This is a genomic window from Pseudoalteromonas shioyasakiensis (assembly GCF_001550135.1).
In the GTDB taxonomy this organism is placed as follows: Bacteria; Pseudomonadota; Gammaproteobacteria; order Enterobacterales; family Alteromonadaceae; genus Pseudoalteromonas; species Pseudoalteromonas shioyasakiensis.
Genome location: NZ_LRUE01000014.1, coordinates 170,711 through 193,017 on the forward strand (window position 1 = coordinate 170,711; position 22,307 = coordinate 193,017).

The following is a 22,307-nucleotide window of genomic DNA, read 5'->3' on the forward strand; positions in this document are numbered from 1 at the left end:
TATTTCTCTCTATCCCATCTAATTAAAATATCTTACACTGTGTCAATTAGTTAGTTTCAAGCAAGGACAGTGTAGAGTGCTGAATATAATTCAATCAAATCGCATGGAAGCACTGCAAGCGCGGTTTCACGCTCTTCTTAAAGTTAATCCATTAACGAGCCCCTTTAAAAAAGAAATTGTGCTTGTGCAGTCACCAGGTATGTCGCAGTGGCTAAAAATAGGTTTAAGTGAACACTTAGGGATTGCCGCTCAGGTTGATTTTCCGCTGCCTTCGAGTTTTATATGGCAGCTTTACCAACAATTATTGCCAGATGTACCCAGTGAATCTCCGTATAACAAAGCTAACCTTGCTTGGAAGCTGTTTGCTATTTTACCAAACTGCATTGATGAGCCGCTGTACTTACCGCTGAAAACCTATTTGGATGGTGACAGTGAAGGGCAAAAAACCTTTGCCTTGTGCGAGAAAATTGCCGACGTTTATGACCAATATTTAATGTATCGCCCCAATTGGATTGCCACTTGGGAGCAGGGCATCGATGAACTTGATGATGTTGATGTGGGCATTGCGCCATGGCAGCCAGATCTCTGGCGTAAGCTGGTGGCGCACAGTAAAGAACTAGGGCAAAGCCAATATCACCGCGCCAATATGCAAGACAAACTCCTTGCAGCCCTTGAAAAAATGGACGCAAGCCAATTACCTGAGCGTATTAGCTTATTTGGTATTTCTGCAATTGCGAGTAGCCAGCTTGAAGTGTTTCAGGCCATTGCGAAAAAAACGCAGGTGTTTTTGTTTTTCTTTAACCCAAGTGAACATTACTGGGGCGACACACTCGATGAAAAAACAGCAGCCAAAATTGCTGCTAAATATGCCAAACGCCCGCAGTTACAAGCGCTTGAAGACAGCGCTAAAAACCCTGATCACGAGTACTTTTTTATTGGTAACCCGTTACTATCGTCGTGGGGTAAATTAGGCCGAGACTATTTTGAGCAGTTACTGCAACTAGATGCGCAGTGGCTTGACGGATTCGATAACGAGTTTGATCAAAGCTTGTTATCGCAAATACAGTCTGAAATTTATCAATTAGCTTTTAAGGGTGAATCACTAACGCCTGATAAAGAATGGTTTATTAATGACGAAGGCAAATTGCCGATTCAGGTTGATGACACCAGCATTGTGCTGAGCGATTGTCACACGCCACTACGCGAAGTCGAACGACTACATGATTACTTACTCAATTTATTCAATGAAAATAAAGCGCTAACACCAAAAGATATTATTGTAATGATGCCGGATGTTGGCACATACAGCCCGTATATTGAGGCAGTGTTTGGTGGTGCAGAAGGACGACGCTTTATCCCTTATGCGTTAGCCGATTTAGCCATAGAGCAAGAAAAACCTGTGCTTAGTTCGTTTGCTAGTTTAGCTGACTTACCATACTCACGCTTTGGTGTGTCTGACATTCTTGATTTACTGCAAGTCACACAAATTGCCGAGAAGTTTAACCTCGAAGCCCATGAATATGAGCAAATTGGTTTTTGGCTTGAACGCGTTGGCGTTAAATGGGGCTTAGATGCCGCCCACAAAGACAGTTTTGGCTTACCCGCAATAGATTTAAACACTTGGCAACATGGCCTAAACCGCTTGTTACTTGGCGTTGCGCAACGTGATGAACAATTGCCGTTTTCGGGGATTTACAGTGCCGATGAAGTTGAGGGCATGGCATTAAATACCTTAAATAAACTCATTGAATTTATTGATGTACTGGCCCGTTATAAAGCCAAGCTGCAAGCTGATGCACCACTTAACGAAAAAGCAGAAATTCTAAAAGAATTATTAAACGATGTGTACAGCGATGAAGGCGAACAAAGCTGGGATTTATTAGTGCTGCAAAAAGTGCTCGATACACTGATTAAGCATTATGACAATGGCGATTACCAACAAGCTGTTTCGCAGCGCATTGTTAGTTACCTTGTAAAACAAGGTATTCAAGAAAAAGGCGTAGGACAGCGCTTTTTAGTGGGGCAAGTTAACTTTTGTACGCTGATGCCAATGCGTGCAGTGCCATTTAAAGTGGTGTGTATGCTAGGTTTAAATGATGCAGATTACCCGCGTACCGTTCAGCCAATTGGTTTTGATTTAGTGCCTTTCTCAAAACGCCAAAAAGGCGACCGCTCTCGTAAGCTCGACGACCGTTACCTGTTTTTAGAAGCGATTTTAAGTGCCCGTGAAAATTTATACATCAGTTATATTGGCCGTTCTTGCTTTGATAACCAACCAAGAATGCCCTCGACTTTAGTGAGCGAGCTTTTGGAATACATAGCCCGTAGCTTTGAGTTTGCTGATCAAGACACTCACTTAAAGCTACCAGAGGCGCTGATTAATTATCAGCACTTACAGCCATTTAACCCAGCTTATTATCTGACCACTAACAAAGAAGGTAATAAAAGCCAAACTGATGACGAGCAAAAAGCAAACAAACCGTTAGCCACACAATTACACAGCTATAACCCAGTGTGGATGCCAACTCAAGCTGTTAATCCTGAGCCACAGCAAGCGCTAAGTGTTCAGCCAGAAAACAGTGTTGAGTTAACTCAGTTTATTCGCAGTATTTGCCAGCCGCACGAGAGCTTTTATCAGCAAAGTTTGGGTTTACGCCTACCGCAATTTAACGATATCGCTAAAGATGAAGAGCCATTTAGTTTAGATGCATTACGCCGCTACGTTTACCTTGACGAAATTCTCGAAGCTAGCATTCAAGAGCTACCGCTTAACAAAGCGCAAATAATGCAGCGCGGTGAATTACCCCAAGCCCATGTTGGCGATCTTGTATTTGAAAGTATGCAGCACCGAGTTGATGTGCTTGCTGGGCAAGTAAAAGCGCATATTCAAGGTGATGAAGCATTACCCGTTGAAGTAAATATTAAAATAGCCAACACCACTTTAGAAGGTTGGTTAAATCATATTTATGGTCAAAAACAGGTGTTTTATCGCACCGCCAGCATTAAAGCAAAAGATGTTATTCGCGGCTTTGTGCATCATTTAGCGGCGCAAATAATGGGGCAACCTGTTGAAACCCTTATTCTTGGTTTAGACAAGCAAATTAGTTTTTCCCCCTTGTCAGAAGACGATGCCCGCAGCTATTTAAATGATTGGTTTTTGCTTTATGAAACGCTTTTAACTCGCCCAGTGGCGTTTTTTCCGGTCAGTGGTTACGAGTACATAAAAACAGATAAAGACATGGTCAAAGCAAACAATAAATTCACGCCGCAATACATAGGCATGGGTGAGGGTGAAAATCCGTATATTCGCTTAACCATAAAAAGCCTTAAAGACTGTGAAGAAGAGTTTATAAAATGGAGCGAGCTGCTGTTATCGCCAATTGTTGAATTAGCACAGGAGGCCGATCATGCAAACGCTTAATCCAATGAGTATGGCGCTGTGTGGGCAAAGCCTTATCGAAGCCAGTGCCGGTACAGGCAAAACCTACACCATCACAGGTTTGTATTTACGGTATTTGTTGGGCTTACAAAAAGCGACCGGTGAAGATGAAGCATTAAATACGCCTCTAAGTGTTGAGCAAATACTGGTGGTGACTTTCACCGAGGCTGCAACCCAAGAAATTAAAGACCGTGTGCGGGCGCGTATAATCGATGCAAGAGATGCATTGCTTGGTAAAAAGCCAGATGATGAGTTGATTGAGCAAGTAATTAACGAGGTGACTGACAAACACGCCGCATTTGATTTGTTAGACGCTGCAGCAAAGTCGATGGATGAAGCCGCTATATTCACCATTCATGGCTTTTGTCAGCGAATGCTGAAACAACATGCTTTTGAATCTGGCGTGGCGTTTAACTTAGAGTTTATTTTAGATGAGCGTGAGCTTATTCAAGAAACCCTTAATGATTTTTGGCGTGCCTTTGTTTACCCACAATCAAAAGAGCGCACGCAAGCAATTACCGATATTTTCCCAGTGCCTGCGTCACTGTATTCACAGGTAGTGAGTTTACTCAATAAACAAGGGGCAACAATTACCCCTGAGTACGACCTTGACGATATATGGCAAGCACGCGACAACTTTGTGGCAAAAGTACCGGCATTTAAAACGGCGTGCCGTGAGAGTGAATTTATTAATGCTGTAAAAGCATCTGATTTAAGTGGTTCAAAAACCCCAGGTCGAAAAAATAGCCTTGCTGCGCTTGAAGAGTATATAAGCAATGACGAGTTGTTTTTTGTATTTGGTACCAGTAAATACTCGTTTGAAGTGTGGAGTACAGAGAATTTAAGCGACCCTGCAAATTATAAGAAAAACGGCAGCTTACTCAGTCACGAAATGCTGGCTCAGTTTGATGAAATGGCCACACTCAGTAGCCTTATCAATAACGGATTGAATATTGCGATAGTGCAATATGCTGCTAAATGGGTGGCTAGTGCATTAGCTAAACGCAAGCAAGAGCAAGGCGTTATTACTCCAGATGACTTACTGAGTAATTTGCATCAAGCGCTTTTAAGTGAGCAAGGCCAAGCATTAAGTGAAAAAATTGCCGCTTTGTTTCCGGTTGCCATGATTGACGAATTCCAAGATACCGACCCAATTCAATATGGCATTTTTAGCCGTATTTATGGCATTAAAAACACCACGCTTGCCATGATAGGTGACCCAAAACAAGCTATTTATGGATTCCGTGGTGCAGATATTTTTACTTATATTGGCGCAAAACAAGCCGTAGCAAAAGACAAGCAATACACCCTAGATACCAACTACCGCTCAAGTGAAGGGGTTGTTGATAGTGTAAACCGCTTATTTGCTAAAAATGCTAATAGCTTTATTTACAACGATGCGATCCCATTTCAAAAGGTCAATGCCAAAGGAAAACAGCAAGACAAAGCGTTTTTAATAAACGGTGAAATGCCCAGTGCGTTTGAATTTTCGGTTTTTGTTGATGAGTACGCCGAAGCCAACAACAAGCCAACCAGCAAAGGGGTGGCTCAACAGGCACTGGCTTTGCAGTATACGAAAAAAATTACTGAGCTACTCAAGCAAGCTAATGCAGGCGCTGCAACCATTGCAGGAAAGCCTCTCACGGCCGCTGATATCTGTGTGTTAGTGCGTGACCGAAACGAAGCACAGTTGATGAAAAACGCACTAGCAGAAGCCGCCATTGCCAGCGTGTATTTGTCCCGTGACAGTGTGTTTAACCAAGAGCTTAGTCATCATTTACTGAACTTTTTAACGGCCTTGCATGGACAGTATGATGAATCATTACTGCGTGGTGTGCTTGCTGGGCCATTGTTTTGCTTAAGCTACAACCGCATTTATGAGCTTCACGAAAATGAAAGTGCATGGCAAGAGCATTTAAACTTTTTTGCTCAGCTTGCTCACATTTGGCATAAACAGGGCGCTATGGCGATGCTCGAGCGTTTATTAAGCCATAATCAGCTCGCAGCACGTTGGCAGGGCTTAGGTTACAACGTTGAGCGCTGGCTCACGGATTTCCGCCATTTAGGGGAAATATTACAGCAAAAGCAAATTGAGCTTGAGGGAACCCATCGATTGCTGCGTTGGTTTGCGCAAAAAGTCAGTCAACAAGATGGTGAAGCGGTGCAAGTACGCTTAGAAAGCGATGCTAACTTGGTGAAAATTGTCACCATGCACGCCTCAAAAGGCTTAGAGTACCCGATTGTATTCATGCCGTTTGCCTGTGGCTATCGAGAAAGCAAAGAAGCCCTTTATCATAAAGACGGTAAGCTGATTTATGACCTTGCTAAAAGTGACGAGGCAATGCAAAAAGCAGAGCAAGAGCGCTTGGCTGAAGATTTACGCTTACTTTATGTGGCGCTGACTCGTGCCGTGCATTTTTGTTCTGTGGGTATGTATAACATTTCGCAAGGTCGCAGTGCTCGCCCTGGTATTCAAAGTACTAGTATCGGCCACGTATTATTTGCAGGGTTAGAGATTAAATCGGGCGATGAATGGCGCGCGTTGTTACAACAATTTTGTGAAGGCTCAGCGCACATGCACTATGAGGCGTTTAGCGAAGCGGATGAGCTTGAAAAGTTAACATTTGCTGGTGCTGACAGTGAACAAGCCTATCAAGTTAATACTGTAAAAGCAGACATTCAGCGTGATTGGCGCTCAACCAGTTTTAGTAGCTTGACGCTGAAAAAGCATACTGACCATATTGAGCTTGGTCGCAGTGATGAAGACCACGAAAAAGATGAATTTTTAGCCCAAAATGCCAATGCTTTAACACCTTACAGCTTCCCTAAAGGCGCAAAGCAGGGTAGTTGTTTGCATGAAATATTTGAGCAATTAGACTTTACTGACCCTTATGCGTTAAAGCGTCCAGCCACTGAGCAAGACGACCACGCACTAGATAAAGTGATCAAAACGTTATTCGAAAAATACCATATTGACGATAGTTGGCAGGAAATGACCGAGCAGTGGATCCTTGCTGCACTGAATTGCCCATTAAACGATAAAGGGCTTAGTTTATCAGTACTTGAGCCCGATACCTGTTTAGTCGAAATGGAATTTAACTTACCGCTGTTATCGCTCTCAAGCGATAAGCTTAACCAAGTGTTAGTAAAACACTTTAACTTACCCGGGCAGCTTGATTTTAGTGAGGTGCAAGGCTTACTAAAAGGCTTTATAGATTTAATATTTTGCTGGCAGGGTAAGTATTATATTCTTGATTATAAATCGAACTTTTTAGGCAATAGTGCGGCTGACTACCAACATGAGCAACTAGAGCAAGCCATGACCAGTCACCAGTATCATTTGCAGTATTTGATATATACCGTGGCATTGCACCGCTTATTAAAACAACGTATTCAAGATTACGATAGCGACACGCATTTAGGCGGTGTTTACTACACCTTCTTACGTGGTATGAGCGAAGGGCAAGGGGTGTACTTTAATCAGCTTACTAAACAGCAAATAACTGAGCTTGATAGCTTATTCGCACAAGGAGCCATGCTATGAGTCAAATGACATTCGGCTTTGATGACCATGAGCCAAACGAGCCAATGAATAAGCAACCACAGCAGCCAGCACAACATGCCCAAAGCGACTCAGTGTTACCTGCCACAGAACTTAAAACGCAGCCTTTACTGAGTTATTTACTTGAGGCAAAACGTATTCGCTTAGTTGATGTGAAACTCGCAGAGCTATTGACTGGTACAGAAACAGTAGCCGGTTCACAATCGTTGATAGAGAATAACGATGCAGCGCACAATGAGGTTTTTTACCTGATTTTATTGCTTGCGGTAGCGCAGCAAAGTCAGCACAGCTGTTTAGAACTCGTGAATATAAACTGGCAAAACCCGTTTGAAATAAGAGAGCAAAGCCTAGCTGATGCCAGCATTGTAGCCCCTGAGGTTTTAACCCCGTTTGATATGGAATTTGGCCTTAATGAGGCTGTTAATAAACTAATGAATGCTGAGTGTGTCGGGGACGACAAACCACTGCTATTGTTTGCGAATAAACTTTACTTTGCCCGATTGGCAGAGTACGAAACCACACTAGCTTCGCGTTTACATCATTTAGCAACGAAAGAACTCACCCTTGATGAAGCCGAATTAACGGCATTACTTGAGGTGTATTTTCCTAATAGTGAACATACAACAAACCCAAGCGATCCTATTAAAACATTAAACTGGCAAAAAGTAGCCTGTGCGATTGCCGCAACAAAAGGCTTTAGTGTGATCACTGGCGGCCCGGGTACCGGTAAAACCACCACAGTAACTAAGCTACTAGCAATATTACAATCCTTGTATGCCAGTGCGCCGCTAACAATTAAGCTGGTTGCACCGACAGGTAAAGCGGCAGCGCGTTTAACCGAGTCGATTTTAGGGGCAAAGCAAAAGCTGAATATGATCCCTGGTAATATCGCGCCACTTATTCCTGAAAGCGCGCAAACGATTCACCGTTTACTTGGCGTTATTCCGCATACCAATAAGTTTCGCCATAACAAGCGTAATCCGCTGCATTTAGATGTACTGATCATTGATGAGGCATCGATGGTAGATTTGTCGCTTATGGCAAAACTAATCGAGGCATTACCAAGCCATGCAAGACTTATTTTACTGGGTGATAAAGACCAATTAGCCTCGGTTGATACGGGCAGTATTCTTAGTGACTTATGCCAAGGGTTAGAGCTTGGCAAAATGCCTGATTACAGCAGTGAAAGAGCAGCGCAGCTTAATCGCGTTTGTTTTAATAATCAGAGCGAGATACCCGCGGCGAGCAGTCATTTTGTACTTAACGATTGTATTGCGTTTTTACAGCAAAGTTATCGTTTTGATGGCAGCAGCGGCATTGGTCAATTAGCACAAGCTGTAAATACCAATAACACTGGCTTACTGGGCTATGTAGAGCAAACGATTAATCAAGGTGGCTTCAAAGACCTTAAACTTAATTACAGCGTAATTAGTAAACCGATTGAGCAATTTGTGCAACAAGCGGCGTTGCAATACCACGATTATTTGCAACTTATACAACAAGGGGCAAGTGTTGCCAGTGTGCATAAAGCATTTGCGCATTATCAGTTACTGGCTGCCGTCAGAGAGGGTGATTATGGTGTAAATAGCCTTAATCAGCGTATTGAAAAAGCACTGGCTCAACAAGGTTTAATTTCGCCATACCAAAGGCATTATGTGGGTATGCCAATTATGATCAGTCAAAACGACTACCAGCTAAAACTGTTTAATGGCGACATAGGTATTTTAATGCATGATGAGCAAGGTCAGTTAAAAGCCATGTTTGTTGATGAACAAGAAAATATTCGCGCCTTTTCGCCCGCACGTTTACCTGCTCACGATAAAGTGTATGCCATGACAATTCATAAGTCGCAAGGTTCTGAATTTGCTTACACAGCAATGATTTTACCACCAATAAAACAGGCTAATCAGGGCATTAACAGGCAGTTGGTTTACACGGGTATCACCCGCGCGAAAACCACATTTGAGCTGGTGGCCGATAAAAATGTATTGCTCATGGCAATGAATAAATCTGTTACTCGTGCATCAGGTTTATACGATAGGTTAAAACATGAGGCTAGTTAAAGTAACGAGTGACCAACTCAAAGAGTTAATGGGTTGGTTTAACTCAGAGGCTGAACTGCGTATTTGGTCTGGGCCATTTTTTAATTACCCATTTGATACGCAAAGCTTTAAAAATGATTTAAACCTAGATGCGCTGAATTCCTTCGCGTTGATTAATGACGAAGGCCAAATGTTAGGGTTTGGTCAATTCTATTTACGTGAAGGTCGTTGCCATTTAGGGCGGCTAGTTATCGCGCCAAGTGAACGTGGTAAAGGTCTTGCAAAAGTGTTGATAAATTTACTAGGAGAGCAGGGTAAACAGCAATTGAACTGCGCTAGCTTGTCGTTGTTTGTGTATAGCCACAATACCCTTGCTAAAACAGCCTATGAAAAACTGGGTTTTATACAAACCCAGTATCCAGCGGACATGCCACTCGATGGCTGTATTTATATGACTTGCTAAGAGCGTTTAAAGCTGCTTTTACGAAACAGGTTAGGTTGCCAGCCAAAATGTATGGCGCCTAATCTTAAACAGACCGTCACAGCGAATGCGCCAAGAATGCACCAAATATAACTCACCTCAAGGGTGAATAAAGCCGCATAAGTCAGCCCGCCAGATAAGCAAGCGGTTGAATAGAGTTCTTCACCCATTACTAAAGGCACTTCTCGGCAGATCACATCACGCATCAGGCCACCAAAAATACCTGTGGTCATACCCATGGTGATGGCTACAACCATATCTGCGCCGCCGATCAGCGCCTTTTCGATACCAATAATGTTGAAAATAGCCATCCCTACGGCATCCATTAATAGCATGGTGGTGTTACTTAAATCGGGTAAGTGACGAATAGATAAAATAGAGGCGAATATGGCTATGTAAGTTGCGTACAAATAATCGGGCTGAGCTATCCAAAATACTGGTTTGTTGAGCAATATGTCTCGAAGTGTGCCACCACCCAGAGCTGTGACTGTGGCAACAACCACCACACCAAAACCACCGACACTTTTTTCATGGCCCAGTAAGGTGCCAGAAATAGCAAAAAACGCTACACCGATAATGCTTAAAAAATGAAAGTATTCTGATGTCATGGGGCTTCCTTACCTGTTAAAAGTAATCTAACCCTAGCAAAATGAACTTTATTGATGCTGAACAGCTAAGAAAATAGGGCGGGTAGTGATGTCACCCGCCGGTAAGAAAATTTTTATTATTTTAGGTAATCAACCACTAATTGCGTCATTGCATTTACACCAAGCTGTAAAGCTTTTTCGTCTGCAAAAAAGTGTGGTGAATGGTTACTAGGTGCTGTAACTGCATCTTGACCTTTTGGTGTGACACCTAAGAAAAAGAACATGCCTGGTGTTTCTAAGGCGTAGTAACTAAAGTCTTCGGCACCTGTGATAAGTGGCGTTGTGATCAGGTTTTCTTTGCCAACCACACCAGCAAGAGTTGGTGTCATTTTCTTGGTTAATTCAACATCGTTCACTGTTACTGGGTAACCATGATCAATGTGAACATGCGCTTCTGCGCCACCTGATTCAGCTACCATCTCAGCGGTTTTAGCTAAACGTTTTTTAATGTCAGCACGCATTTCTTGGTCAAAGGTACGGATTGTGCCAACCATTTCAACTTGATCAGGGATGATGTTGTTACGCACACCGCCATTAATGGCACCAAATGAAACCACAGAAGGCGCTTTGGTCACATCAACTTGGCGAGAAGCGATGGTTTGTGTTGCCATAATAATTTGTGATGACGCTACAATTGGGTCAACCCCATTCCAAGGACGAGAACCGTGAGTTTGGCGACCTTTTACTGTGATAGTAAATTTGTCGGCGCTGGCCATTAACGGCCCTTCACGAAAACCAATTTGTCCGGTATTAAGAGAGCTGGTTACGTGTAAACCAAATACGGCTTCTGGCTTTTCTTTAAATAAGCCTTCTTTAAGCATCAGCTCAGCACCACCTTCTTCTCCATCTGGTGCACCTTCTTCAGCCGGTTGGAAGACAAACAGAATATCACCCGCTAGTTGGTCTTTAATTTTTACTAGAGACTCAGCTGCTGCCATTAAAATAGCCACATGGTTATCATGACCACAGGCATGCATTACGCCAACTGTATTGCCTTTGTACTCTGTTGTTTGAGTTGACGCGAAAGGTAAGTCTACTTGCTCTTTAACAGGTAGTGCATCCATATCAGCACGTAGCGCAATAAGCGGGCCTTTTTTGCCCCCTTTAAGTTTGGCAACCACACCGGTATGAGCCACACCTGTTTGAACCTCAAGGCCTAACGAACGTAAATGCTTAGCCACGTATTTGGCTGTTTCAAACTCACGGTTACTAAGCTCTGGGTATTGGTGTAAATGACGGCGCCATTTAATGACTTTTTCGCTGACGCTTTTATTGGCAGATTTAAGTTCAGTATTAATATCACTAGCAAATGCAGGTGTAGAAATAGCACTGAGAAGTAGGCTGGTCGAAAGTAGTTTGTTTAACATCCCGTATCCTTTTATTATTTAGATATCCAAATAACCTGTGAAACGCTGAATTCTGCATTTTGAGGTGGCTTGGATATATGCACACTACAACAATGTAAAGGATAAACACTTGAATGAACAAGACCTTTCGGTAATTAACCAAGACAAATGGTTTAAAAATCGCACACAATTATTTAGGGACAAGCTAGTAAAAAATGCTAAATTAATCACCTTAAATGCGGGTGATGCATTGTTTTTGCGTGGTGATGAAAATACCGGTCTGTATTGTGTTATTAATGGCGTGCTTAGAGTTTCTGGGGTTAATAGCCAAGGCAAAGAAGCCGTGCTCAGTTTTGTAACCAGTGCTATGTGGTTTGGTGAAGTTGCTCTGTTTGATGGTGGTAAGCGCACCCACGATGTGTATGCTCAAACTGCGGTACGACTTTTACACGTACCTGAGCGGGCATTAACTCAGTTATTACAAGAAAGCCCTGCATATTGGCATGATTTTGGACTTCTGCTTACCAATAAAGTGCGAAACCTGTTTGACTCATTAGAAGATCACGCACTCCTTACAGCAAAGCAAAAGGTGAGTAAGCGGTTGTGCATGCTTTATCAGTCGTCACTCCAAAGCTGTTTGCCGCTTACCCAGCAACAACTTGCCGATATGACCTATTTAACGAGGCAAACCATTAACCAAATTTTGCAATCTCTGCAAGCTGATTCAATTATTAATCTTAAATATCAAACGATTGAGATTATTGATATCGATAAATTGCAATCCCAATGCTAGCTTGGAACTAAAATTGCTACAAAGTTGTAATCAAGCTTAAATGGAACACAACTTGTGGCAATTACATTTCATAATCAATATAACCCTTATCACGCTTCGGCTGCTGCTAAGCTATCGCAAACAACTCGCCTCGATGATGTGAATACCATGCATACGCCAGCATCTTCAGCACAACAACTTTTACAAAAGCAGTTTGAGTCCAGCTCTTTTTTAGCGCAGGCACAAGAAGCTTTGGTTTATCAGCGGCTCGGGGTTGATAAAGAGAAAATTGATGAAATAAAAGCGCAAATAGAGAAGCTTGCTGAACAAATGCAACAACAAGGTGCCGATACTAAAGCACTGCAAGAAAAAATGAATGAGCTGCAAGCGATGCTCGATGAAGAGTATCAAAAAGGTCGCGAACGCATGGATATGCGACCAGAAGCCGAAAAAGGCAAAGTTATTGATGCGCTGGTTTAATGTGTGAGTTTTAGCTAGCCACTGTAAATGTCGGCTAGTTGACATTCTTGTAGGTGAATTTTCTGCTAATCTGAATTTTGAACACAGTTTTGGCAGGAAAAACAATGAAAACATTAAAACAACAACTGACAAATTACGCCCTTTATCACCGTTCTAAACGCAATATTTACACTCACTTTATTGGCATTCCATTAATTGTGTTTGCAATTATTTGTTTATTACAACGCGTCACGCTTATCTCAGAGCCTGCCGTTATCTCCTTGGCAACCATGGTGATCGCACTCACCTGTCTTTATTACTTAATGCTTAGCTTATCTATGGGGTTAATTATGGCTGTATGCTTAAGTTTGTTAAGCATTGCTGCTGAGCCTGTGGTGTCGCTTTCAACAGAGTTATGGCTAGCTGTGAGCATTGGCAGTTTCGTTGTTGGTTGGGTGTTTCAGTTTATTGGTCACTATTTTGAAGGTAAAAAGCCAGCCTTTGTTGATGATTTAATTGGTTTGGTCATAGGGCCGTTATTTGTATTAGCAGAGTTTTTGATTATGCTTGGTTTTTATAAAGATATTGCTGATCATATCGAACAAAATGCAGGGCCTAACAAAGCATAACAACAATAATAAGGAACACACATGCAATTAAATGGTAAAACAGTTTGGGTTACTGGGGCATCTTCTGGAATTGGTGAGGCACTTTGTGAGCAATTGGCGGCAAAAGGGGCAACGTTAGTACTGTCTGCCCGTAATGAGGAAAAACTCAACGCTCTTAATACAAGACTCGGCGGTAATCATCATGTGGTCGCTCTTGATTTAGCAAAGCCTGAAGCCTTACTTGAAGATATGCCAGCAGTGATTGAGCGAATTGGCCGCATTGATGTGCTTATCAATAACGGTGGGGTGTCGCAGCGTAGTCTATTTTTAGAAAATGAATTTACTGTTTATCGCCAACTGATGGAAGTAAATTACTTTGGTTTAATTGCTTTAACTAAGGCGGTCGTACCACAGATGGTGAAACAAGGTATGGGCATGGTGGTATCAATTAGCAGTGTAGCGGGTAAAGTCGGTTCAAAGTTCAGAACTGGGTATTCGGGTTCTAAGTATGCGGTTGTCGGCTTTATGGATTGCTTAAGAGCAGAATTAGCCGACAAAAATGTGAATTGCCTGACTATTTGCCCGGGTTCAATTAAAACAGCGATTGCGCATAATTCATTAGATGGCCAAGGTATACCGCAAAATAAGCCAGAGGAATCAATCGAAAACGGTATGGATGTGGCAAAAGCGGCTGCAAAAATGATTAAAGCCATTGAAGCCGAGAAAGATGAAGTTGTTATAGGTGAAGGAATAAGTGGTTTAGCACCGACTATTAAGCGTTTTTTCCCGGGCTTTTTTAACCGCCTCACAGCAAAAATGAACTATAGATAATTTATTATCATTTGTTAGCGAATGATTCTCAGTAAACAATGCGCAACTTGGGTTGCGCATTTTTTGTACCAAATGGTCGGATTATTATCACTTTAATCGATAAAAGGCACTAGTTTGCTATGGTTAAACGGGGATGGATTAGCATACAATGGGGTAAAAGTAGTCCAAACAAGAGAGAACAACAATGGCCGCATTTGGTACTGTATTTATGCCACAAATGATCCAAGCACGTTTTGCTGATAACTCATGGAGTGAAAGCGAGCTGGTCCCATCTGATAAAATCGAATTACATGCGGGTGCTCACGTATTACATTACTCAAGCACCTGTTTTGAAGGATTAAAAGCATTTCGTCACGAAGATGGCTCGGTCTATATCTTTCGTATGGATGCTAACATTGCTCGTATGAAACAAAGCTCTAAGTTACTAAACTTACCTGACTTTGACGAAAGCATGCTTGAGCAAATGATCAAAGACATTGTAAAAGAGTACGCAGACGAAACACCAACACCGCCGGGTTCAATGTATATTCGCCCAACTCACATTGGTACAGAAGCGGCAATCGGTAAAGCGGCTGCGCCGTCAATGAGTTCCTTGCTTTATGTATTGCTTTCGCCAGTAGGTGACTATTTCTCAGGTGGTGCTACAGCATTACGTGTATTACTTGAAGAAGACGGCATGCGCTGTGCACCACACATGGGTATGGTTAAAAGTGGTGGTAACTATGCAAGTGCATTAGGTCCAATCTTAGAAGCTCGCTCAGAGCATCAAGCAGACCAAATTTTATTCTGCCCTGGTGGTGATGTACAAGAAACGGGTGCTGCAAACTTCATTCTAATTGATGGTGATGAGATCATCACAAAAGCACTTGATAGCACATTCTTACACGGTGTGACGCGTAATAGTATTTTAACGATTGCGAAAGATTTAGGTATGACAGTATCTGAGCGTAACTTTACTGTGTCTGAGTTACTAGAAAGAGCCGCTAAACCAGGTACTGAAGCTGCGTTATCAGGTACTGCTGCGGTACTTACCTCGGTTGGCACACTTATTCATAACGACCAAGAGTTTAAAGTGGGGTCGGGTGAACCAGGTGAGAAAGTTGCTAAATTACGCCAAGCATTGAATGATATTCAATGGGGTAAATCAGCAGATACTCATGGCTGGTTAACAAAAGTATAATCGCTGAGCAAATTCATGCTTTGAAGAGCCACGTTACTACGTGGCTTTTTTGTTTTTACATTGGTTTACAGCACTTCCTGTGTTTAACCGCAAATTACTAGACATTCTAATGCTTTAATTTTACTTTCATTTTATTAACAATAACTAAAAGTAAATTTATTATGATCAAGAAAACACTAGCATGTGCAATTGTTGTTGCATTGGCGGGCTGCGGTGAATCTACCCCAACAAAAACAGAACAAACAGTAAAAACTGCAGAGGTTAAAGCTGCTGTGAATTATCCAGAAACTAAAAAAGGCAATGTTGTTGATGAATACTTCGGTGAGAAAGTAGCCGATCCGTATCGTTGGTTAGAAGACGATATGAGCGACGAAACAGCCCAGTGGGTTAAAGCCGAAAATGACGTTACCTTTTCTTATCTAAAAAATATTCCGTATCGCGATGAGCTAAAAACTACGCTTGAAAAGCTGATGAACTACGAAAAAGTCACAGCGCCATTTAAAGAGGGTGAGTACACCTACTTTTATAAAAACGATGGTCTGCAAAATCAGTATGTAGTTTATCGTAAAAAAGGTGACTCAGAAGCTGAGGTGTTCTTAGATCCAAATACTTTCAGTAGCGACGGCACAACCTCAATGTCGGGCTTAACATTCACAGAGGACGGCACGCTAGCGGCCTATCAAATCTCTGAAGGCGGCAGTGACTGGCGTAAAATTATCATTATTGATACAGCGACTAAACAACCAATTGAAGAAGCATTAGTCGATGTAAAATTCAGCGGTATCTCTTGGCTTGGCAACGAAGGATTCTATTATTCGAGCTACGATAAGCCAAAGGGTAGTGAGCTGTCTGCAAAAACAGATCAACATAAAGTTTACTACCATAAGTTAGGCACGGCACAAGCAGATGACCAATTAGTTTATGGTGGCACAGAGGCTCAGAAACATCGTTATATTGGTGCTGATGTAACCCGTGATAATCGTTATTTAATAATTGCTGCAAGTACTTCAACTTCAGGTAATAAACTTTTTATCAAAGATTTAACTAAGCCTGACAGCGAGCTAGTGACTATTTTAGATAACACTGACTCAGATACCTCAATTATTGATAATGACGGCTCGAAACTGTATTTAGTGACTAACTTAAACGCGCCAAATAAACGTGTTGTAACTGTTGATGCAGCTGATCCAAGCCCTGAAAATTGGCAAGATTTAATCCCAGAAACTGACAATGTGCTTAGCCTTTCAAAAGGTGGTGACTACTTCTTTGCTAAGTATATGGTTGATGCGATTTCACAAGTAAAACAATACGATAAATCAGGCAAATTGGTGCGTGATATCAGCCTGCCAGGTGTGGGTACTGCATATGGCTTTAGCGGTAAGCACGATGCACAAACGCTGTATTACTCATTTACTAATTACACTACACCAGGCAATACCTATTCGTTTGATGTTGAATCAGGTAAGTCTGATGTGTACCGCAAGTCGGGCGCTAAATTTAATAGCGAAGAATATATCTCTGAACAAGTGTTCTATACATCAAAAGATGGCACCAAAGTTCCGATGATAATTTCGTACAAAAAGGGCACCGAACTTAACGGTAAAAATCCGACTATTTTATATGGTTATGGTGGCTTTAACGTGAGCCTAACACCAAGCTACAGCCCTACAATTGCGGCATGGCTTGAGCACGGTGGTGTATATGCTGTTGCTAATATTCGTGGTGGTGGCGAATACGGTAAAGAATGGCATGTAAATGGTACACAGCTTAAGAAACAAAATGTATTTGATGACTTTATTGCTGCGGCTGAGTACTTAAACGAAAAACAATACAGCTCACCTGATTACCTAGCGGTACGTGGTGGCTCTAATGGTGGCTTATTAGTTGGTGCGGTTATGACACAGCGCCCTGAGCTATTTAAAGTTGCGCTTCCTGCTGTAGGTGTTTTAGATATGCTGCGTTACCACACTTTTACAGCGGGTGCTGGTTGGGCGTATGACTACGGTACTAGTGAACAAAGTAAAGAAATGTTCGAGTACTTAAAAGGCTATTCACCAGTTCACAATGTAAAAGAGGGTGTTAGCTACCCAGCAACCTTAGTAACAACAGGGGATCATGATGACCGTGTTGTGCCTGCGCATTCATTTAAGTTTGCAGCCGAGCTACAAGAAAAAGGTGCGAAACAAAATCCGTATCTTATTCGCATTGAAACAAATGCAGGTCATGGTGCAGGAACACCAACAAGTAAGATCATTGATCAATACGCTGATATTTATGGCTTTACCCTATATAACATGGGTGTTAAATCGCTATAAGATATTTATTAACTAAAATGAAAACGCCGAGCTAAGCTCGGCGTTTTTATATCGATTAATTGGGGTGTTTATAAATCGATACCCAGCGCGAAAATCATTTTGTAATCTTCTTTTTCTGGTACTACACCGTTTTCATCGGCAATCGGGTCAGCTAAATAGTCCCATACTAATGACATATCAAAATCAATATCATCAGTGATCTCAAACTCAAACGCAGCCATCGCATATTGAGAGTCACCACCTGCATCACTGTTTGCAGTTAGGTAGCGATAATTAAAGGTAAAATCAATTTTCTTGGTGACCTCTAGCTCGTAATTAGTGCCGACAAAATATGACCAAGATGAATTTGATTTTTCTTCACCCGTAGCGACAGTATCAAACTCAGTTTTTTGATAAGCAGGCCCTGTTGAAAAATCCCATTCTGTTTTATCGGTATCCATTACATAGTAACCAACACCGGCACCCACTGTGTACTTGTTAGCGATATTTTGAAACGGATCACGGTAGTACTCAAAGAATATAGGGCGGTAATACATTTTTTGGGTCTGAAACCAGTCGAAGGTACCGTTAGCGCGAATGTTGTTTTTAGTGACTTGCTCATCGCTGGTGGTGCGATAACCTAAAAACTCTGCGAGGAAACGGCTAGACGCCGTACGGCGCTTGATATCTGCACGAGCCGAATATTCTGTTTGGTCAGTATTACCTTTTGATATATCGGCACCTAGTGATATTTTCACTGTCCATGCACTGAGTTCGCTTTCAACTGAAGGCGCAATAGAGACTAAATCGCGATAACGGTATTTAGCTTCTTGTTCGCCAACTTTTACATAACCACCAGAGATATTTAATGTGCCGCTTAGCTCATTACCATCGTTAAAGCGAACGGTATGGTGACGATCTGAGATAATCATGTAGACATCTTCGCGATCAATAATTAATGTGTCGAGCACATCACTGTCGAACTCAATCTCTTTATCATACATTGAGACTAGCTCGCCTTTGAGCCATTCGCCCGAATTCAGCCGTACCCAATCGAAATGAGTGGCATCTTTTATGATTATGCCGCGTTCTTCAAGAAGCGGATCAGGAAGTGTTTCTGCAGCATAGCAAGCAAATGAGCTTGCAACAGCAGCACTAATAAGCAGGTATTTTTTGAGCATTATTTCAATCCATGTTAAATAAAATGCATTCAAGGGGTGAGGTTGTTATTACTATAACCTGTTTAATTTTAGAACAATTTTAACTACTGTTCAAAAATTACTTAAGCAGATGGCAAAAACAAGCGCTGATAGGTTTTATAAGCATATTCATCACTCATCCCTGATAAGTAGTCACATATTATGCGCATTGCATTATCACCTTGCTGATGCGCATTTAGCCACATTTCTTGGGTTGTTTCAGGTAATAAGCGCATTGGGTCGCTAGCAAAAGCACTAAATAGCTCAATCAGCAGGTTTTGCCCTTTAAATTCAACTTGCTGCATCTTTGGCTCGCGAATTAAACGTTTAAAAACAAAATGTTTTAGCACGTTAAGAATTTCGGCAAATTCATCCGGTAGGCTTACTGTGTATTGCAGTATTTCTGATTCGAAATCTGCGTTTTGTACAACTAACTGAGCGTTAATAATAAAGGTGTTAACCAACTCACCAATAGCGTCTTTACGCTCATACTCGTGATGAGAAAAGAGTCTGGCGGTTATCGAGCTTAAATGGGTAGTTAGCCACGCTGAATCGAGCTCTTGTAACTGTACAAGGGCGTGGTTTTGCCAATCAGCCAGCGTTAAAACCTCTGTAGCTATGGCATCTTCTAAATCATGTACGGCATAAGCAATATCGTCGGCTAATTCCATAATTGCTGAGTCTATCGATTTGTAATGGGTTTTAGCTCTAAACTCATCAACCTTATAATGACTACTCAGCAGCGCTTTATCGTTATTCGACAGTGGCTCAATGATCCAATCGAAAACATCTTTATCGTCTTTATATAAGCCTTTGGCTGGTCGCCAATGGTCAGCTTTAATAAAACTACGTTGCTCACTCAAAGGTGGAATGCTGTGCCACAAATCATCAATAAAGGCTGGATATTTAATAAAGCCTAATAAGGTGCGTCTGGTTAAGTTCATGCCATAGCCATTTGAATAGGGCTCAAGCTTAGACACAATTCTTAATGTTTGGGCGTTACCTTCAAAGCCACCATGCTCGCGCATCATGTAATTTAATGCTATTTCACCACCATGACCAAAAGGAGGGTGGCCAATATCATGAGCAAGACATAGGGTCTCGAGTAGGCTACCGCTCGGAAAATTCGTAAATTCAGGGTGCTGCTTTTTTAGATGACGTAATAAACCACTGCCAATTTGAGCAACTTCTAAAGAATGGGTCAGACGGGTTCTATAAAAATCATTTAAGCCAATACCCATAATTTGGGTTTTAGCCTGCAACCGCCTAAAGGCTGCGGCGTGGATGATTCGAGAGCGGTCAACTTGCCAAGCTGAGCGGTTATCTTTTGGACGATATTTTTGCTGATCAATAATGCGAGCTTGCCAAGATTGGCACATAAAAATAACCTACCTTTTTCTCGTTTGCTTGCTTTTCAGTATACGCAAGCGCTTGAAAATTGCGAGTAAATTGGCGCTAAATCACGCTATTTTGGTAAAGGTTTAGGTAATTTCCTTAGGGCAAATTCGCCAAAAATAGACGGTTTTGGTATACTTCGCCTTTGTGTGTGCGTGACGTTACCGCACATGAGTAGTAGTTTATATGAGAGAATACATGCTTAATTACGTTTTTCGAGCTTTACTTGCTGCTTTTTTTGCATGGGCGTTGTTATCGCCATTTGTAGATAAAGAAGTAGTAGAAAGTGGGTCTGAACAATCGCAGACAACGCCAAAAGGGACCCAGCGCGTAATCAAAAAAGAAAAGCCATTACATAATGTGAAACTGCCAGATTTTGCAGCTTTTACTGATGTGAAAGAAAAGAAACATGCATTTTTTGATTTTATTCGCCCTCATGTTGAGGCCGAAAATAAAAAGATTCTACAGCAACGTGCGACTTTAGAAATCGCGCGCATGATGCTGGAGTACAATGAGCCACTAAGTAGCAAACAGCAATCAGATATTAAAAAAATACTGAATAGCTACAAGTTGCCTACCACCATAGATACTTTATCGCTTACCCAGGCACTTCGTCGTGTTGATATTATTCCTAAAGAGCTTGCGCTTATGCAAGCAGCTAATGAGTCAGCATGGGGTACGTCACGCTTTGCACGTATTGGCTTAAACTTTTTCGGCCAGTGGTGTTATAAAAAAGGCTGTGGCATGGTTCCTCGTCGCCGTGCCAACGAAGCAGCTCACGAAGTGGCTGCGTTTCAATCGGTACGTGCTGCTGTAAACTCTTATTTTAAAAATATTAATACCCATGCGGCGTATAAAGATTTAAGATCAATTCGTGCTGATTTACGTCGCCAGCAAAAGCCAATTGATGCAACTAAGCTAACACAAGGTTTACTGTCTTACTCTGAACGACGTGAAGCATACATTGAAGAATTGAATAAAATGATAAATCAAAACAGAGCTTACTTTGATGAATAAACTCCTTCCATGGTTAAAAGCAGCAACCATCGCGGTTGCGCTAGGTGCAGTTGCTTCAAAGGCCGCTGCAACAGAATTTGTTGTTGCCTATGATGGCTTTTACGATCGTTTGAAAGTTGTTAATAAAGGCGAGTTTCAATACGCTCAAGTTAACTTTTATTTGTCTGATATTGCTAGCAACGAAGTATGCACAATTAAATCAGGTAAAATAATTACAGAAAAACAAGAGTTTGACCTAACATATACAGATAAGGCTCAGTTACTTTTACCTTTTGATAAGCAACTAGATACTGATAAAGCCGTAATTGTTGTTCAACCTGAAAATCCAAAACATGAATGCCAGTTAAAGTTACAAATTGAAGCAACTGATCTAGCTGATTTTGAACTCAGTAAAGCGAACTTATATACGTTAAATGAAGAATTTGACGAGCTTTTATCTGATTTGTCAGGCTTTTTTGTTAGCAAATTAATGTGGTTTTTACTGCCTGAACAACAAGGTGTTGTACTTAAATTTAACGGCCAAGATGCTATTTCGGCAAATGACGTTAGCTGTAAAGAGCAGCGTTGTTCAATAAAAGTAACAGACGACTGGCAAGACGATAACACAGTGCTTAGCAGTCATGCTGAGCTTATCAGTGCCACACCGTGGATTGTTAAATAGCGACCATATATTGGTAAAAGCGTTTAAACATCGACAAAAGGGACCTTATTAGGTCCTTTTTTCGTTGTGAAGCAGATAGTTCTTATGTCTCTTTTTTTAAAGAGTTGCCTCGGTATTTTGGTTTAGCATCAAAATCTGAAATTCATCGTAAGCAGTGCAGTTACTTTGACTGTTTATTTTATCTACATTATTCCCTTTAATTCATATCTTTTCTAACTATTTGTATTGCTGTGCATTTAAGAATCAGCGTGTTTTTAGATCTGAAAACAGTATGAAGATATGAGTTTTTACTGATTGTTTCTTGCTATAGATAAAAGGTTTAATTTTATTTTAGTATCCTTATTTTTACTTAATTATTAAGTGCTAACCTTCTA

The 22,307-nt window shown here is 41.5% G+C and carries 15 protein-coding genes and 1 pseudogene; 12 read left to right on the plus strand and 4 right to left on the minus strand.

What is annotated here, in order from left to right; all coding sequences use genetic code 11:
- Positions 1-76 precede the first annotated feature (76 nt).
- From recC to PASHI_RS08075, 4 genes are read left to right on the plus strand one after another with little or no spacing between them, the layout of a single operon-like run.
- On the plus strand, positions 77-3,421 hold the full coding sequence (gene recC / locus PASHI_RS08060) for an exodeoxyribonuclease V subunit gamma (RefSeq protein WP_062565210.1): 3,345 nt from the start codon (positions 77-79) through the stop codon (positions 3,419-3,421).
- Positions 3,408-6,983 (plus strand): exodeoxyribonuclease V subunit beta, encoded by a 3,576-nt coding sequence (recB, locus tag PASHI_RS08065; RefSeq protein WP_062565211.1) that lies wholly within the window; start codon positions 3,408-3,410, stop codon positions 6,981-6,983. Before recC ends, recB begins: the two co-directional genes overlap by 14 nt.
- Positions 6,980-9,064 carry an exodeoxyribonuclease V subunit alpha gene (gene recD / locus PASHI_RS08070; RefSeq protein ID WP_082710891.1) on the plus strand — a complete coding sequence of 695 codons (2,085 nt, stop codon included), beginning with the start codon at positions 6,980-6,982 and terminating at the stop codon, positions 9,062-9,064. The genes recB and recD overlap by 4 nt, the downstream gene beginning before the upstream one ends.
- Positions 9,051-9,506 (plus strand): GNAT family N-acetyltransferase, encoded by a 456-nt coding sequence (locus tag PASHI_RS08075; RefSeq protein ID WP_062565212.1) that lies wholly within the window; start codon positions 9,051-9,053, stop codon positions 9,504-9,506. Before recD ends, PASHI_RS08075 begins: the two co-directional genes overlap by 14 nt.
- On the opposite strand, the gene PASHI_RS08080 is transcribed toward PASHI_RS08075, so the two are convergent.
- Together PASHI_RS08080 and PASHI_RS08085 are read right to left on the minus strand one after the other, a co-directional pair.
- Positions 9,503-10,132, minus strand: coding sequence for a trimeric intracellular cation channel family protein (locus tag PASHI_RS08080; protein ID WP_062565213.1), 630 nt, complete (start codon positions 10,130-10,132; stop codon positions 9,503-9,505). The genes PASHI_RS08075 and PASHI_RS08080 overlap by 4 nt on opposite strands.
- A gap of 116 nt (positions 10,133-10,248) precedes the next feature.
- Positions 10,249-11,538 (minus strand): amidohydrolase, encoded by a 1,290-nt coding sequence (locus PASHI_RS08085; protein ID WP_055021053.1) that lies wholly within the window; start codon positions 11,536-11,538, stop codon positions 10,249-10,251.
- A 109-nt stretch (positions 11,539-11,647) separates the two neighbouring features.
- On the opposite strand from PASHI_RS08085, the gene PASHI_RS08090 reads away from it, so the two are divergent.
- From PASHI_RS08090 to PASHI_RS08115, 6 genes and pseudogenes are all read left to right on the plus strand, one after another.
- Positions 11,648-12,310, plus strand: coding sequence for a Crp/Fnr family transcriptional regulator (locus PASHI_RS08090; protein ID WP_062565214.1), 663 nt, complete (start codon positions 11,648-11,650; stop codon positions 12,308-12,310).
- A 54-nt stretch (positions 12,311-12,364) separates the two neighbouring features.
- A complete protein-coding gene (locus PASHI_RS08095; protein ID WP_062565215.1) occupies positions 12,365-12,769 on the plus strand; it encodes a hypothetical protein in 405 nt (134 codons plus the stop codon).
- Between the two features lie 104 nt (positions 12,770-12,873).
- On the plus strand, positions 12,874-13,377 hold the full coding sequence (locus PASHI_RS08100) for an Mpo1 family 2-hydroxy fatty acid dioxygenase (RefSeq protein ID WP_062565216.1): 504 nt from the start codon (positions 12,874-12,876) through the stop codon (positions 13,375-13,377).
- Positions 13,378-13,398: 21 nt separating this feature from the next.
- A complete protein-coding gene (locus PASHI_RS08105) occupies positions 13,399-14,187 on the plus strand; it encodes an SDR family oxidoreductase (RefSeq protein ID WP_062565217.1) in 789 nt (262 codons plus the stop codon).
- A gap of 178 nt (positions 14,188-14,365) precedes the next feature.
- Positions 14,366-15,367 (plus strand): annotated as a pseudogene (locus PASHI_RS08110) (branched-chain amino acid aminotransferase); the annotation flags it as partial.
- Positions 15,368-15,528: 161 nt separating this feature from the next.
- Entirely contained in the window at positions 15,529-17,682 is a 2,154-nt protein-coding gene (locus tag PASHI_RS08115; protein ID WP_062565219.1) for a prolyl oligopeptidase family serine peptidase, read from the plus strand.
- Between the two features lie 68 nt (positions 17,683-17,750).
- Here PASHI_RS08115 and PASHI_RS08120 read toward each other — a convergent pair whose 3' ends face one another.
- Positions 17,751-18,842: a DUF481 domain-containing protein gene (locus PASHI_RS08120; RefSeq protein ID WP_062565220.1), complete on the minus strand. Its 1,092-nt coding sequence runs from the start codon at positions 18,840-18,842 to the stop codon at positions 17,751-17,753.
- A 101-nt stretch (positions 18,843-18,943) separates the two neighbouring features.
- A complete protein-coding gene (locus PASHI_RS08125) occupies positions 18,944-20,239 on the minus strand; it encodes an anti-phage deoxyguanosine triphosphatase (protein ID WP_062565221.1) in 1,296 nt (431 codons plus the stop codon).
- 214 nt (positions 20,240-20,453) lie between these two features.
- On the opposite strand from PASHI_RS08125, the gene PASHI_RS08130 reads away from it, so the two are divergent.
- Together PASHI_RS08130 and PASHI_RS08135 are read left to right on the plus strand one after the other, a co-directional pair.
- Positions 20,454-21,272: a glucosaminidase domain-containing protein gene (locus PASHI_RS08130; RefSeq protein WP_058584850.1), complete on the plus strand. Its 819-nt coding sequence runs from the start codon at positions 20,454-20,456 to the stop codon at positions 21,270-21,272.
- Complete coding sequence (locus tag PASHI_RS08135; RefSeq protein WP_054561320.1) at positions 21,265-21,933, plus strand: DUF2987 domain-containing protein; 669 nt, start codon at positions 21,265-21,267, stop codon at positions 21,931-21,933. The genes PASHI_RS08130 and PASHI_RS08135 overlap by 8 nt, the downstream gene beginning before the upstream one ends.
- The last annotated feature ends 374 nt before the right edge of the window (positions 21,934-22,307 follow it).